At 45.4% G+C, this 14672-nt stretch carries 12 protein-coding genes and 1 pseudogene; 8 read left to right on the forward strand and 5 right to left on the reverse strand.

Annotated elements, in window-relative coordinates; genetic code table 11:
- Positions 1 to 168 precede the first annotated feature (168 nt).
- From bepA to AC3CH4_RS11435, 4 genes are all read left to right on the forward strand, one after another.
- Positions 169 to 1623: a beta-barrel assembly-enhancing protease gene (gene bepA / locus AC3CH4_RS11420; protein WP_054547616.1), complete on the forward strand. Its 1455-nt coding sequence runs from the start codon at positions 169 to 171 to the stop codon at positions 1621 to 1623.
- A gap of 121 nt (positions 1624 to 1744) precedes the next feature.
- The gene (gene arsC, locus AC3CH4_RS11425) at positions 1745 to 2095 is read left to right on the forward strand and encodes an arsenate reductase (glutaredoxin) (protein WP_017086244.1); all 351 of its coding nucleotides are present in this window, start codon (positions 1745 to 1747) and stop codon (positions 2093 to 2095) included.
- A 6-nt stretch (positions 2096 to 2101) separates the two neighbouring features.
- Positions 2102 to 2695 (forward strand): NAD(P)H:quinone oxidoreductase, encoded by a 594-nt coding sequence (gene wrbA / locus AC3CH4_RS11430; protein WP_171308059.1) that lies wholly within the window; start codon positions 2102 to 2104, stop codon positions 2693 to 2695.
- Positions 2692 to 3129 (forward strand): DUF2069 domain-containing protein, encoded by a 438-nt coding sequence (locus AC3CH4_RS11435; RefSeq protein WP_004734315.1) that lies wholly within the window; start codon positions 2692 to 2694, stop codon positions 3127 to 3129. Before wrbA ends, AC3CH4_RS11435 begins: the two co-directional genes overlap by 4 nt.
- 128 nt (positions 3130 to 3257) lie before the next feature.
- On the opposite strand, the gene AC3CH4_RS11440 is transcribed toward AC3CH4_RS11435, so the two are convergent.
- The gene (locus AC3CH4_RS11440; protein WP_488542970.1) at positions 3258 to 4523 is read right to left on the reverse strand and encodes a DUF2066 domain-containing protein; all 1266 of its coding nucleotides are present in this window, start codon (positions 4521 to 4523) and stop codon (positions 3258 to 3260) included.
- A 278-nt stretch (positions 4524 to 4801) separates the two neighbouring features.
- On the opposite strand from AC3CH4_RS11440, the gene AC3CH4_RS11445 reads away from it, so the two are divergent.
- Entirely contained in the window at positions 4802 to 6040 is a 1239-nt protein-coding gene (locus AC3CH4_RS11445; RefSeq protein ID WP_004734317.1) for a uracil-xanthine permease family protein, read from the forward strand.
- Positions 6041 to 6189: 149 nt separating this feature from the next.
- Here AC3CH4_RS11445 and upp read toward each other — a convergent pair whose 3' ends face one another.
- On the reverse strand, positions 6190 to 6816 hold the full coding sequence (gene upp, locus AC3CH4_RS11450) for a uracil phosphoribosyltransferase (protein WP_004734318.1): 627 nt from the start codon (positions 6814 to 6816) through the stop codon (positions 6190 to 6192).
- Positions 6817 to 6985: 169 nt separating this feature from the next.
- On the opposite strand from upp, the gene purM reads away from it, so the two are divergent.
- Both purM and purN read left to right on the forward strand, forming a co-directional pair.
- Positions 6986 to 8026 (forward strand): phosphoribosylformylglycinamidine cyclo-ligase, encoded by a 1041-nt coding sequence (purM, locus tag AC3CH4_RS11455; RefSeq protein ID WP_488542971.1) that lies wholly within the window; start codon positions 6986 to 6988, stop codon positions 8024 to 8026.
- A 120-nt stretch (positions 8027 to 8146) separates the two neighbouring features.
- Positions 8147 to 8833 carry a phosphoribosylglycinamide formyltransferase gene (purN, locus tag AC3CH4_RS11460; protein WP_488542972.1) on the forward strand — a complete coding sequence of 229 codons (687 nt, stop codon included), beginning with the start codon at positions 8147 to 8149 and terminating at the stop codon, positions 8831 to 8833.
- A 141-nt stretch (positions 8834 to 8974) separates the two neighbouring features.
- Here purN and AC3CH4_RS11465 read toward each other — a convergent pair whose 3' ends face one another.
- Together AC3CH4_RS11465 and lpcA are read right to left on the reverse strand one after the other, a co-directional pair.
- Positions 8975 to 9820 carry a class II glutamine amidotransferase gene (locus tag AC3CH4_RS11465; protein WP_017079424.1) on the reverse strand — a complete coding sequence of 282 codons (846 nt, stop codon included), beginning with the start codon at positions 9818 to 9820 and terminating at the stop codon, positions 8975 to 8977.
- Between the two features lie 64 nt (positions 9821 to 9884).
- Positions 9885 to 10460, reverse strand: coding sequence for a D-sedoheptulose 7-phosphate isomerase (gene lpcA / locus AC3CH4_RS11470; RefSeq protein ID WP_004734322.1), 576 nt, complete (start codon positions 10458 to 10460; stop codon positions 9885 to 9887).
- A gap of 327 nt (positions 10461 to 10787) precedes the next feature.
- Here lpcA and fadE point away from each other — a divergent pair, with 327 nt between their 5' ends.
- The gene (gene fadE / locus AC3CH4_RS11475) at positions 10788 to 13253 is read left to right on the forward strand and encodes an acyl-CoA dehydrogenase FadE (RefSeq protein ID WP_488542973.1); all 2466 of its coding nucleotides are present in this window, start codon (positions 10788 to 10790) and stop codon (positions 13251 to 13253) included.
- A 161-nt stretch (positions 13254 to 13414) separates the two neighbouring features.
- On the opposite strand, the pseudogene AC3CH4_RS11480 reads toward fadE, so the two are convergent.
- A pseudogene (locus AC3CH4_RS11480) lies at positions 13415 to 14663 on the reverse strand (TIGR03503 family protein).
- Positions 14664 to 14672 lie beyond the last annotated feature (9 nt).

Genomic DNA, 14672 nt, shown 5'->3' on the forward strand with positions numbered 1-14672 from the left:
GATGCTTATTATAAGGGTCGTATTGTAATCTGTTTTTGAAAACGCGCCATCATTCATTCATCTTCCTTAATGATAGCGCACGCACTTAGTAAAGGTTAAATCAGATAAAGAACCAATTTGCATTGCTCTTGTCTTACTGTCAGAAGAAACGGAGTATTACTGACTAATATGTTTAAACGCGCTCGTTCAATTGCTTGCTTATGCATCGCAGCCACATTAAGCACCCCAACTTTGGCGAATACCAATGGTTTGGAGCTACCGGATATCGGCACCGCTGCTGGCGGCACCCTCACTATCGACCAAGAACTTATCTATGGTGATGCCTACATGCGCATCATCAGAAGCAGCCAGCCCATCGTCAACGACCCTGTTCTAAACCAATATATCGATACACTCGGCCATCGCCTTGTCGCGAACGCGAATGATGTAAAGACCCCTTTTCAGTTCTTTATGATCCGTGACCGCAACATCAACGCCTTTGCATTCTTTGGTGGTTATGTTGCTTTGCACTCAGGTCTGTTCCTGCATGCACAATCTGAAAGTGAGTTGGCTTCAGTATTGGCGCACGAAATCGCGCACGTTACCCAACGTCACTTAGCGCGTAGTATGGAAGATCAAGCTCGTCGTTCTCCAGCAACCATCGCAGCGCTAGCAGCCTCTGTATTATTGGCCATTGCAGCACCTGAAGCAGGTATCGCAGCTCTAACTGCCACAACCGCTGGTAACATGCAGAGCCAGATCAACTACACCCGTAGTAATGAAAAAGAAGCTGACCGCTTTGGTATCAATACACTGGCGAAAGCAGGGTTCGATGTGAATGCGATGCCGCGTTTCTTCGGTCGGTTGGCTGATGAATACCGCTATGCAAGCACACCACCCCCAATGCTGCTGACTCACCCATTACCAGAAGATCGAATCACCGATTCTCGCGCTCGCGCTCGCAGCTATCCGCCACTTAAACTGGCTCCATCACTGGATTACCATCTAGCAAGAGCTCGCATTGTCGCGCGCTATGCGGGCATTAATAATGATGCCGCTCTAGATTGGTTTGAACGTAAGCTGAAGAAAGCACCAAAAGCCTTGGTTCCATCATTAGAGTATGGCCAAGCATTGGTTTACTTAGATTCTAAAAAATTAGACAAAGCTGAGCCGATTCTGACCAAGCTCATCAACAGCGACCCAACCAACCTGTTTTATCTAGATGCCATTTCGGATCTACACATTGAACAGAAAAAGCCTGAGATTGCGATTAAAGAACTCGAATCAGCACTGGTTCGCCAACCAAACAACCCGGTTCTAACCATTAACTACGCCAATGCGCTGATTGAAAATGAAGACCTACAGGAAGCCGTTCGCGTGTTGCAACGTTACACACACGATAACCCGAACGACACCAACGGCTGGCACCTACTTTCAAAAGTAAATACAAGCCTGGGTAATAGCGACGAAGAACTGGCTGCTCGTGCAGAGATCTTGGCACTGCAAGCCAACTGGAACAAAGCGATTCAGTACTATACGCAGGCTAGCCAAATCGCAGAGCTCGGCAGCCTAAAACAAGCACGTTACGACGCCCGAATTGATCAACTAATGATTCAGCGTGAACGCTTCTTGTCGTTACAGTAAGTGTATTTATTGGCAGCGGTTCGTTGTCAGAAAAAAAGAAAGCTCAACGTTACATAATAAAGAAGCTACTCAGGTGGTTTCAACTGAACAACTAAATCAAAAATAATAATGAGGAAGAACCATGTCTGTCGTGATTTATCATAACCCACGTTGCTCAAAGAGCCGTCAAACTCTCGAACTGCTTGAAGCGAACGGCGTACAGCCAGAGGTTATCAAATACCTAGACACACCTTTAACCATCGAGCAACTTAAAGTGCTTTTCACGCAGCTTGGTTTTGACAGTGTTCGCGAAATGATGCGCACCAAAGAAGCGGATTACAAAGAGGCTAATCTTGGCGATGCATCGGTTACCGATGAAGATCTATTCTCAGCAATGGCGACAAATCCAAAACTGTTTGAGCGCCCTGTTGTTGTTGCGAACAACAAAGCAAAGATTGGTCGTCCACCAGAGCAAGTGCTAGAGATTCTGTAAGCCGATATGAGCATCAACATTCTTGTTCTCTACTACAGCCGCCACGGCAACACACGAGCGCTAGCAAGGCAAATTGCACGAGGGGTTGAATCTATCCCTAACTGCGAAGCCATGTTAAGAACCGTGAACGAAGTATACACAGCAGAAGAGCAGCCTGATTCGCGTTATCAGCCAACCGATCCTATCGCGACATTGCAAGAGCTCCGTTCTTGCGATGGTTTAGCACTAGGCAGTCCGGTTTGGTTTGGCAACATGGCTGGACCTATGAAGCACTTTTGGGACAGCACAACATCACTGTGGATAAATGGCGATCTGATCGATAAACCAGCTTGCGTGTTTACCTCTTCTTCATCATTGCATGGCGGGCAAGAGACCACACAACAAAGTATGATGTTGCCACTGCTTCACCATGGCATGTTAGTGGTGGGCATCCCCTACTCAGAACCTGCGCTGCATACCACTCAAACTGGTGGCACACCCTATGGTGCGAGTAGTACCGGAGAGAGCGCTTCATTAAGCAAAGATGAAATTGAGTTGGCGCAAAACCTAGGCAAACGCCTAGCGCGCATCGCAATAAACCAGAAGGGAATTTCTCAATGATGTATATGCCAGAGAAGGCGATGTCTCCCACAACCAAGCTATTCCGCTACCTTGCTCTAGCGGGCAACTTGTCGCTTTTATTCTGGGTGATTGCTTGGCAGATGACACTTTCGCCGCATCCTCATCTAAGTAATGTAACGCTTGCGATCGCTTGGGCTATACCGCTGTTACTCCCATTACCGGGCATTCTAGCAGGTAAACCTTATACGCATGCTTGGGCGAACTTTGTCTTAATGCTCTACTTCCTACACGCATTAACTATTTTGTATGTAGACGGTGGCGAGCGCTTATTAGCAGCTGTAGAACTGCTTCTGACGACTCTAGGCTTCGCGGGCAATATCTTATTTACTCGCTTTAGAGCCAAAGAATTAGGCATCAAACTTAAGCGCCTTTCTGAAGTAGAAAAGACCGAGAAAGCTAAGTTCGAGCAGTAACCTGAATTAGGTTGTCCTGACCTAGTATCAATAGAAAAAAGTGACAACAAACAAAAAGCCCTGCGAGATTTCTCTTGCAGGGCTTTTTTCATGAATTCATTTCAATCGGTCATGTCAGAAGACAATCACTAGCGAACCCATTCGTATACTAGGCTTGGCTTAGCATGTACTGGCGCAACAACTGTTAGCTCTTCCGAGCCAGACGTATTTGTTAGCTCAGCATCCGCTTCAGTTGATAACTCACTAACTTTGATGACTTGAACACTTGGGTCTGCTTCGTTAACCGTCGCTTCTGCGCCATCGTTCAGGGTCGTATCAGTAACAGCTGCTGAATCATCGCCTACAGACATGGCGTTGTCTTGCGTTTCAAATTCAGGGCTCACTTCAGGTTCAATGTAAGATTCTTCAACCTTTGCGACTTGGCGAATGCTTTCCACTTCTTGCTCAAACTCTTGTTGAGTCGACAATAAGTGAATTCGGAAAGTTACTTCGTTATTCTGAATTTTCAGAATATCTAAGCTTGCCACCGAGTTTAAACGCTTAAGTGCATTCTCCAATTGGAAGAAGTCTTGTGCGTTATTCAGGCTAATAAATTGCGTTAAAATCGACTCTGATGATTCACTTGCTACTGTAACCGCACTTTTACCTGCGTAGTAGTTACTGATTTGGTCGACAAGTTTCTTAGAAGTCGTCGCGCTGTTGCCCGATAGCGAACCACTGACTGGCGATTTTGGTGCGCTCGTCAATTGGTTTGGCTTTTGATCGTATAGAGTCCAACGTAGACCTGAAGATTGAGCTTTTATCACAAGAACAGCATCAACCGGGTAACGCTGACTCGCTTTACTGATTGGTGTAACAAAGCTACCCCAAAGATCAGAAGTCGCAATACCCGTAATGTCATCAAAATCACCCACAGGTAGCGTTAGAGGCAAACCGCGCTCTTTTGCGTTGGCTTGTAAACCTGCCGCTAATTGTGAGTTGGAGTGTTCCCACACAATATTCTTGTCGTAGTTCTGTTCTTCCACCAGCCAAACAAGGATGTTTGAACGCGTGTCAGGCCAGTACGGCAACTGTGCTTGCGTCAATAGAGAACGGATTTGAGCACCGTTAAAACGCATACGCAATGTTGATTGGTCATTGCTTTCGCCAAAACTCATTTGAGACATGTACTGCGAACTTTTACGCATCGCCTTTTGAATCGTCTCATTCGAAGCGACATCGGTTTGGCCAGTCGCACGTATCAAAACCTGCTCCATGCCGGTATTTCTTGCCACTTGTTCTGGCTGTTTGTTTTCAGCGTTAATCGCAACTTCAGCACTAAAAATATCTACTTGAGTTAAGGCATAACTCGGAGAGGCTAATAGTCCCATCAACAACAATGCTATATAGCGCATACTGATCCTAATATTCAAATCTTGTGCCTAGATGATAAGCAACTATGGATTGAGGGGCAAGGTCGATAGCGCCCACTGTGTTTAATAACCTTAAAATATCACCTGGCCATGATAAATCGCTCACTTATAAACTGAGTTTTTCAGGCGAGGATGGATATAAAACATAACTAAGATAAATAAATTTGATCTATTTGGTGTGGCAATCGATTGCTAAGTGATAGAATCCCGCGAATTTTATTTTTCACTTTTCATATAACGACCATTTTTAAGGACATAACATGAAAAATGCTCTGCAAGGTGCGCAAATGCTGTTTGTAGCGTTTGGTGCGCTTGTACTCGTGCCGCTACTAACAGGACTTGATCCCAACGTTGCACTCTTTGGCGCGGGTATCGGTACCCTTTTATTCCAACTTATTACACGCCGTTCAGTGCCAATCTTCTTAGCGTCTTCTTTTGCATTCATCGCGCCTATCATGTTTGGTATTCAAACTTGGGGTGTTGGTGCAACCATGGGCGGCCTAATGGCAGCAGGTGTTGTGTATGTCTTAATGGGCGCGTTGATTAAAGTGCGTGGCGTAGCCTTCATCCATAAACTGCTTCCACCCGTGGTGGTTGGCCCTGTGATCATGGTTATCGGCTTAGGTCTTGCGCCTGTTGCAGTAAACATGGCGCTAGGTAAAACCGGCGATGGTGCGGTTCAACTTATCGATGCAGACGCCGCGTTATGGATCTCGTCTATTTCATTGCTAGTGACGATTGTCATCAGTGTTTTCTCGAAAGGCTTCCTTAAATTATTGCCTATCTTTGGTGGCATTGTAGCGGGTTACGTAACGAGCTTGGTATACGGCGTAGTTGATTTTACCCCCGTAGCTCAAGCAGCTTGGTTAGCACTACCAAACTTCACTGCACCAGAATTCAACATCAACGCTATCTTCTTTATGGTGTTTGTGGCAATTGCACCTGCTGTTGAGCACGTGGGCGACATGCTTGCTATCTCGAACGTTACCGGCAAAGACTACCTTAAGAAACCAGGTCTACACCGCACGATCACAGGTGACGGTGTGGCGACGATTGCAGCTTCTATGCTGGGCGCACCACCAAACACAACCTACAGTGAAGTAACAGGTGCAGTAATGCTGACCAAAGCATTCAACCCAGTGATCATGACTTGGGCTGCGGTAACAGCAATTGTTCTTGCATTGGTCGGTAAGCTAGGCGCGCTACTTCAAACGATTCCTGTTCCTGTGATGGGCGGCATCATGATTCTACTGTTTGGTTCAATCGCGACGGTAGGCTTGAATACTCTAATTCAGAATAAAGTAGACCTACATAAATCACGCAACCTTGTGATTGTGGGTATTACGTTAGTCTTCGGTATTGGCGGCATGGCATTTGGCATCGGTGACTTTAGCCTACAGGGCGTAAGCTTATGTGGCATTGTGGCAATCCTACTTAACCTAGTCCTTCCAGAAGAATTAGGCGACAACACCGTAGTAGACAAAGCTCAAATCGATTAATTTATTGGTAAGGCTGGATTCAAAAAAATCACAACCTAACAAAATCAAAAAAGGGAGAGCATCGAATGCTCTCCCTTTTATTTATACGGCTAATTAAGCAGGTTCAGTTAAATTTAAAACTCTTTGAATTAATTTAAACCGAAACTGAATTACTTAGTACCGAAGATCTTATCACCAGCATCGCCAAGACCAGGAACAATGTAGCCCTTGTCGTTTAGCTTCTCATCGATTGCAGCCGTGTACAGCTCAACATCTGGGTGCGCTTTTTCTAGAGCAGCGATACCTTCAGGAGCAGCAACAAGCACAAGAATCTTAAAGTGCTTACAACCTTTCTCTTTCATAAGGTCGATAGTTGCGATCATAGAACCACCCGTCGCAAGCATTGGATCTACCACTAGAGCAATACGCTCGTCGATGTTAGATGCAAGCTTGTTGAAGTATGGTACTGGCTCAAGCGTTTCTTCGTCACGGTAGATACCCACAACGCTGATACGTGCACTTGGGATGTGCTCAAGAACGCCGTCCATCATGCCTAGACCAGCACGTAGGATTGGCACTACAGTTACTTTTTTACCTTTAATTTGGTCAACTTCTACTGGACCGTTCCAACCGTTAATCGTCACACGCTCAGTTTCAAAATCTGATGTCGCTTCGTATGTTAGAAGGCTACCCACTTCTGTCGCTAGCTCACGAAAACGCTTAGTGCTAATGTCACCTTCACGCATCAGGCCAATTTTATGTTTTACTAGCGGGTGTTTCACTTCAACAACTTTCATTTCCAACTCCGGCAATATTTAAACAAACCTGTAGATTATACACGAACTGTGGGGTTATTTCAGAATCTTTATTCTAATAAAAAAAACCGCGCAAACGTTTGCTCTTGGTAATCAAGCCCTGTTAGAATAGCGCCGTTTTCACATCCAACTTAAGTTCGAGGACTATCCCGTGAGTGGTAATACTTCTTCTCTAAGCTACAAAGACGCTGGTGTTGATATCGACGCAGGTAATGCACTAGTAGACCGTATCAAAGGTGCTGTTAAACGCACTCGTCGCCCTGAAGTAATGGGCGGTATTGGTGGCTTTGGCGCCCTATGTGAACTTCCAACGAAATACAAAGAGCCAGTACTTGTTTCAGGTACTGATGGTGTTGGTACTAAACTTCGCCTTGCTTTGGATATGAAAAAACACGACACCATTGGTATCGACCTAGTGGCAATGTGTGTGAACGATCTAATCGTTCAAGGTGGTGAGCCGCTATTCTTCCTAGACTACTACGCAACAGGTAAGCTAGATGTAGATACAGCAGCAGACGTTGTTTCAGGTATTGCTGAAGGTTGTGTTCAAGCAGGTTGTGCACTAATCGGTGGCGAAACAGCTGAAATGCCAGGCATGTACGAAGGCGACGACTACGACGTTGCTGGCTTCTGTGTTGGTGTTGTAGAAAAGGCTGACATCATTGATGGCACTAAAGTAGCAGCAGGCGACGCACTTATCGCTGTTGGCTCAAGTGGTCCACACTCAAACGGTTACTCTTTGATTCGTAAAGTTCTAGAAGTTTCTGGTGCTGATAAGAATGAAGAACTAGAAGGTCGCACTATCGGTGAGCACCTACTAGAACCTACTAAGATTTACATCAAATCGGCACTTAAGATGATCGCAGAGCATGACATTCATGCTATTTCGCACATCACTGGTGGTGGTTTCTGGGAGAACATCCCACGCGTACTTCCTGAAGGCACTAAAGCAGTGATTGATGGAAAAAGCTGGGAATGGCCTGCTATTTTCAGCTGGCTACAAGAGAAAGGAAACGTGGAGACATTTGAAATGTACCGCACTTTCAACTGTGGCGTAGGCCTAATTGTTGCTCTACCTAAAGAACAAGCAGACGCTGCTGTTGAACTACTGAAAGCTGAAGGCGAAAACGCTTGGGTTATCGGTGAGATCGCAAACGCTGAAGCTGGCGAAGAGCAAGTTGAAATTAAATAAGTGATACGTTCACTTACTTAGTTAATAAATGAGGACCTATTGGTCCTCATTTTGCTATTTGGCCCGCAGAAAACCTTAGTTTATGTAGGTAAATTGTAAATACTTTAGTTAACCAATCGCATGACCCACTCTATGAAGAACAGCCATTCTATGAATAACAGTCACTCTAAGAAAAACATCGTCGTTTTAGTCTCAGGAAGCGGAAGCAACTTACAAGCTATTTTGGATGCCTGTGACAGCCACACGATTGACGCCTCTGTTAAGGCAGTTTTCTCAAATAAAGCGGATGCTTTTGGTCTAGAGCGCGCAAAATCAGCAGGTGTTGACGCTCACTCGGTGAATCCAAAAGAATTTAACTCGCGTGAAGAGTTTGATCATGAATTGATGGTTCAGATCGATGCTTACCAACCCGACCTGATTGTACTCGCTGGCTACATGCGCATTCTGAGTTCAGATTTTGTCCGCCATTACGCGGGGAAAATGATCAATATCCACCCTTCTCTATTACCTAAGTATCCTGGGCTCCACACCCACCAGCGTGCTATTGATGCAAAAGACAAAGAGCATGGCACCAGCGTCCACTTTGTTACCGAAGAGCTCGATGGTGGCCCTGTAATCTTACAAGCTAAGGTGCCAGTATTTGAAGGGGATGATGCCGACATATTAGCAAGCCGAGTGCTCACCCAAGAACACTGCATTTACCCTATGGTCTGTAAATGGTTTGCCGAAGATCGTTTATCGATGGTAAACGGGCAAGCTGTCTTAGACGGTAAAATATTAGGCAAACACGGTTACGCAGAAGAGTAATTCGTATAGCTGTTCTCGCAAAGTAAATCATTAAAGAGCAAGCCCTTAAAAATCAGAAAATAAAAAGGCCGCTTATTGACTTATTGGTTCAGTAAGCGGCCTTTCTTATGTTCGGATCAAAAATGATACTATTCGGAACGTTTAGCTCAATGGCTCAGTTGGTGCTTGGCTTGCAACCTTTTTAGGTGCATAAGCAACATCTTCCAAGGCTTTATGGTTATTGCCGATCAGCTCACCAAAATGAAACAACGCGTATTCGCCCGGCTTCATTCTAAACCACTCTTCATTGCATGTTAGAGGCTGAGTTGCTACCACCGTGACCACATCATTCGGCGTGGTCTCTTCTTGGAAGTTTATCTCAACATCTTCATCAATCAGGCTCGCATTGCCAAAAGGCGCGCGTCTTGTTATCCAGTACAAATGATTGGTACAGTAGGTCATCACGTACTCACCATCACTGAGTAACATGTTGAAGACGCCTTTCTCTCTTAGCTGATCACAACACTCAGCGACAAAGCGAAACATACCTTCCATGTCTTGAGGAGGCTCAGGAAAACGATCTTCTAATTGTTTCACTAACCAACAGAAAGAAAGTTCACTGTCCGTCTCACCGACAGGCCTGAAACGACCACTAACCAGATCATCGTAATCCGTTAATTGGCCATTATGAGCGAAGGTCCAGTATCGTCCCCAAAGCTCACGAGTAAAAGGGTGAGTGTTTTCTAGATTAACGCCACCACGATTAGCTTGACGGATATGACTGACAACAGCTTGACTTTTAATTGGGTAGTTTTGAACCAACTCAGCGATCTTGGATTCACAACTAGGGTTAGGATCTTTAAAAGTACGGAAACCCTTTCCTTCATAGAAAGTAATACCCCAGCCATCGCGGTGCGGGCCGGTATTGCCTCCACGCTGCATAAGACCAGTAAAGCTAAAACAAATATCAGTTGGCACATTCGCGCTCATACCGAGCAATTCACACATGGTTTAATCTACTCCCTATCAAAACCAATGGAGCCTAAGTTGGCCCCAAATGTCTTTAAAACTATTATTCCATTTCTTTTTCAACAAGCTGAATCACAATGTGGATGATCTTAATGTGAATCTCTTGGATGCGGTCAGCGTAACCAAAATGTGGAACTCGAATTTCGATATCGGCACAACCTGCCATTTTACCGCCATCTTTACCGGTTAGCGCAATGGTTTTCATGCCTTTAGCTTGAGCGGCTTCAATCGCTTTCAAAATGTTGGCAGAGTTACCTGAAGTCGATAAACCAAACAACACGTCCCCCTTACGACCTACCGCTTCTACATAACGAGAAAATACGTGATCGTAGCCAAAGTCATTACTCACACAAGACAGATGGCTAGGATCTGAAATCGCAATACCAGCGTAACCTGGACGATTTTCACGGTATCGGCCAGTCAGCTCTTCCGCGAAGTGCATCGCATCACAGTGTGAGCCACCGTTACCGCAAGAAAGTACTTTACCCTCTTGCTTAAATGAATCTGCAATCAGTTTTGCGGCAGCTTCAATTTGGGCAATGTTATGGTCATCACTCAAGAACTTGTTAAGAACGTCAGCAGCTTCGTTCAATTCACTTTTGATTAGGTCATGGTACATAAGGCTTATCTCTTATTTTTTTGACGCAACTTAAAGTGCGCGAAATGAGAACTGGGGGTTTCCCCCGCTTTATCATTGAGTTTACCCACAAACATGAAATAGTGTCGACACTTAAGCCCAAAGATTGCCACCTTTATTAGCCTATCACTGCCGATCCGCCCAAATATTCGCCACCAACCTCTCACAATTAGAACTTTAACTCTATTGAGATCACTTTTTACCCACCTTGGAGTTTTACAAATATTTAATATTTTGTTTACACTTGACTGGTTAGACCTCTTACCTAAACTTAATAACAATAAGTGATCTCTGAAAAGGAAATCGATCATGAACATATTGCTCTCCCTACTCGGCATGACAGCAGTCTTAAGCGTCTGTCTTTACCATAGAGTTAGCCTAGTACGCGCATTAATCGTATTAACCGGCACAATGGTAGCATTAACACTGTTTGGCGGCGTTGCTGTCACTGGCTGGCTTTGCTATCTCTTAGCCATTGCGATTTTTGCTGTACCCGCAATTCGTCAGACTATCATCAGTCAAAAAGCACTTTCTTTGTTTAAAAAAGTACTGCCTGCAATGTCTCAGACAGAAAAGGAAGCATTAGAAGCGGGTACTGTGTGGTGGGAAGCAGAGCTGTTCAAAGGCAAGCCTGAATGGAAGAAACTTCAAAACATCGCTGACCCTAAGCTGTCTGAAGCTGAGCAAGAATTTTTAGATGGTCCAGTAAATACAGTGTGTGAAATGGTCAATGATTACCAAGTAACGCATGAGCTGGCTGATTTGCCACCAGAAGTATGGCAATACCTGAAAGACCATAAATTCTTCGCAATGATCATCAAGAAAAAGTATGGCGGTTTAGAATTCTCAGCTTACGCTCAATCTTTAGTGCTACAAAAGCTAACGGGCGTTTCTAGCGTATTGTCATCAACCGTTGGCGTACCTAACTCGTTAGGCCCCGGTGAGCTATTGCAGCACTACGGTACAGAAGAGCAAAGAAACCACTACCTACCCCGCTTAGCGGAAGGTAAAGAGATCCCTTGTTTTGCCCTAACTAGCCCAGAAGCAGGCTCAGATGCAGGTTCAATCCCCGATTACGGCATCGTATGCAAAGGTCAATGGCAAGGCGAAGAAGTTCTAGGTATGCGCCTCACTTGGAACAAGCGCTACATTACCCTTGCACCTGTCGCAACAGTATTGGGACTTGCGTTTAAATTACGAGATCCAGACGGCCTACTTGGTGACAAGCAAGAGCTCGGTATCACTTGTGCGCTTATCCCTACAGATTTAAAAGGCGTGAAGATTGGTAATCGTCACTCCCCACTTAACGTACCGTTCCAAAATGGCCCAACCCAAGGTGATGATCTCTTCGTTCCTATCGATTTCATCATTGGTGGTCAGAAAATGGCAGGACAAGGCTGGCGTATGCTAGTTGAGTGTCTATCTGTTGGTCGTGGTATCACACTGCCTTCAAACTCAACGGGCGGCATTAAATCGGCTGCGCTGGCAACCGGTGCTTACGCTCGCATTCGTCGCCAGTTCAAACAACCTATTGGACGTATGGAAGGGGTTGAAGAGCCGCTTGCACGCCTAGCAGGTAATGCCTACGTAATGGATGCAGCGAGTAACCTAACGGTTGCAGGTATCGATCTTGGCGAAAAGCCTTCGGTTATCTCAGCAATTGTGAAGTACCACTGTACTCACCGTGGCCAACGCAGCATCATCGATGCGATGGATATCGTCGGTGGTAAAGGTATTTGCTTAGGTCCATCAAACTTCTTAGCTCGTAGCTACCAAGGCGCGCCAATCGCGATTACCGTGGAAGGTGCCAACATCCTAACTCGTTCGATGATCATCTATGGTCAAGGTGCAATTCGTTGTCATCCTTACGTACTGAATGAAATGGAAGCCGCTTATTCTGAAAGCAGCGATGCACTGGATAAGTTTGATTCAGCGTTAGCAGGACACGTTAGCTTTACGATGAGCAACCTAGTCCGCAGTGTGTGGTTTGGTTTAACTGATGGTCGAGGCTCAGACACGCCAACACCATCTAATAAAGCGGACAAACAGACTCAACGCTACTACCAAAAATTGAACCGCTACAGTGCCAACTTAGCGCTACTTTCTGACATTTCAATGGCCGTTTTGGGTGGTTCACTGAAACGCAGAGAGCGCCTATCAGCAAGATTAGGCGATATCCTAAGCCAACTGTACCTAGGTTCAGCAACACTTAAGCGCTTCGAAAGTGAAGGCAGCCACGCTGAAGATTTACCGTTAGTACATTGGGGTATGCAAGATAGTTTACGTCAGACTGAAGTTGCGATTGATGAGTTCCTAGCGAACTTCCCTAATCCTGTGATTGGCCGTTTACTTCGTGTTGTGTTGATGCCATTCGGTCGCATTCGTCGTGCACCAAACGACAAACTAGATAGTCAAGTTGCTCATATTCTCCAAACGCCAAGCGAAACACGTTCACGTATTGGCCGTGGTCAATATTTAGAAGCAACCGAATACAACCCAGTAGGTAAGATAGAGAAAGCACTAGAAGTCATTCTTCAAGCTGAACCGCTATTCGACAAAGTCTGCAAAGAAACGCACCAAAAGCGCGCTTTCTTACGACTAGACCTTGTGGCTCAATTAGGGCTAGAGAAAGGCATCTTAACGCAAGAAGAGGCAGACCTGCTGATTAGCGCCGAGGAACATAGACTGTACACGATCAACGTTGACGACTTCTCTCCAGAGGAGCTTGCAGCAAAGTCTCAGTACTCAGACCAATCGATTGATAACGTCGCTTAAGGTTAGAAAAAGAAACAAAAACGGGACTCCTATGAGTCCCGTTTTTTTTGTCATGACATCGTTGTCACAAATTTTAATGCTTACATTCTCGAAGCTTACTTTCTCGAAATTTGTTCTCTCGAGGTATGCTCTCTCAAGACAACTCTAATGATATAAGCTAGTTACTTAGGAGCCTTAAGCTGCATCTCTGGTTGAGCTTTTTTCTTCGCCTTTACCCGACGAACCACAAACCAAATCAATAAGCCCAATAGAATCGCGACCACATTACCCACCGCAATAATGATCATACTGCGCTGCCTGTCACCTTCACGCTTCTGAAGTATCATCAGCTCTGCTGCGATACGCTTTTGCTCAGCAAGCGCTTGTTCTTGCAGGCGTCGTGACTCCGCTAAGTCGATATCTTCAACAACGCTGTACGAGTGCTCGGTAATGGGAAAGATCAGTGGACGTTGGCTTGAGGCATCAGTGGCGTAAACCATCCCCGACCAGTTATAAATCCCCAAATCGCCATTATAAGGCAGCTCTAAAGCGACTTTCATTGCATCGACCTCAGCTTGGCCCTGCCTATACATTTCGTATTCATCCGGAGCTTTGTGTTCAACATGAACCGCTAACGAACTCAGGCGCAATCATGCCCGGCTCCCCTGAAACGACAATCGTATGAAGCTGCCCCTCTTTTCGAGACTGAATGAAGGTTGTAGTGATCGGTGTTGGGTACACCAAAACTTCTTGCTCTTGCGCTCGCAGGAACACACCATTGCCAGAAGTAATACGCGCGCGGTATTTACCTGGCTCAATATCAATCGGCAACGACACAGTGAAAACGCCATCTCCGGCTTTTTCATCAAGACCACTGCCATCGTCAGCAAACTCGCCCATCACAACCGGAATTGGGCGCGCCTCTCTCACTAAAGACTCTTCATTTTCAACGAACTTAGTAAAAGTGACCTTAAGTTTCACGCGATCTAAAAAATCACGCAGCACAAGAGGCTTGCCGTCAGAGGTCAAACGAGCCGTAAATTTAATGTGTTCGGTTTGATACAGTTTGTCTGGGAAGTCATTGGCATCTAAAACAAGGTGAGACAATAGCTTGATGTTGTTCTTAGGTGAGACTTTACCAACCGCTTGCCAAGGTCCTGGCATCGGTTTGTCGATAGATATGATGTCCATGGATGATTCTTCGTACCAACGGACATTATCAGCATTGCGCCAAGAGTAATATTTCTTGCCATCCGGACGAACCAAAACGACAGGTTTAGAGTTATCGGCTCGATAAATCACAAAGGTGACTTGTTCAATACTGGGATCAACTCGAAAACGGTTGTCCAATAAACTCATTACGGATTCTGTTGCCGCATGTAAGCTAAAGCTTAACAGCAATAAGTAACCGGTAGCCAATACCCTTAACATAGTTTCTCC

The sequence above is a fragment of the Vibrio sp. QJM3NY_26 genome, from assembly GCF_057786005.1.

What these genes read in the sequence shown, in the direction of transcription:
- bepA (WP_054547616.1), top strand. Translation starts at nt 169, where the DNA reads ATGTTTAAACGCGCTCGTTCAATTGCTTGCTTATGCATCGCAGCCACA.
- arsC (WP_017086244.1), top strand. Translation starts at nt 1,745, where the DNA reads ATGTCTGTCGTGATTTATCATAACCCACGTTGCTCAAAGAGCCGTCAA.
- wrbA (WP_171308059.1), top strand. Translation starts at nt 2,102, where the DNA reads ATGAGCATCAACATTCTTGTTCTCTACTACAGCCGCCACGGCAACACA.
- AC3CH4_RS11435 (WP_004734315.1), top strand. Translation starts at nt 2,692, where the DNA reads ATGATGTATATGCCAGAGAAGGCGATGTCTCCCACAACCAAGCTATTC.
- AC3CH4_RS11440 (WP_488542970.1), bottom strand. Translation starts at nt 4,523, where the DNA reads ATGCGCTATATAGCATTGTTGTTGATGGGACTATTAGCCTCTCCGAGT.
- AC3CH4_RS11445 (WP_004734317.1), top strand. Translation starts at nt 4,802, where the DNA reads ATGAAAAATGCTCTGCAAGGTGCGCAAATGCTGTTTGTAGCGTTTGGT.
- upp (WP_004734318.1), bottom strand. Translation starts at nt 6,816, where the DNA reads ATGAAAGTTGTTGAAGTGAAACACCCGCTAGTAAAACATAAAATTGGC.
- purN (WP_488542972.1), top strand. Translation starts at nt 8,147, where the DNA reads ATGACCCACTCTATGAAGAACAGCCATTCTATGAATAACAGTCACTCT.
- AC3CH4_RS11465 (WP_017079424.1), bottom strand. Translation starts at nt 9,820, where the DNA reads ATGTGTGAATTGCTCGGTATGAGCGCGAATGTGCCAACTGATATTTGT.
- lpcA (WP_004734322.1), bottom strand. Translation starts at nt 10,460, where the DNA reads ATGTACCATGACCTAATCAAAAGTGAATTGAACGAAGCTGCTGACGTT.
- fadE (WP_488542973.1), top strand. Translation starts at nt 10,788, where the DNA reads ATGAACATATTGCTCTCCCTACTCGGCATGACAGCAGTCTTAAGCGTC.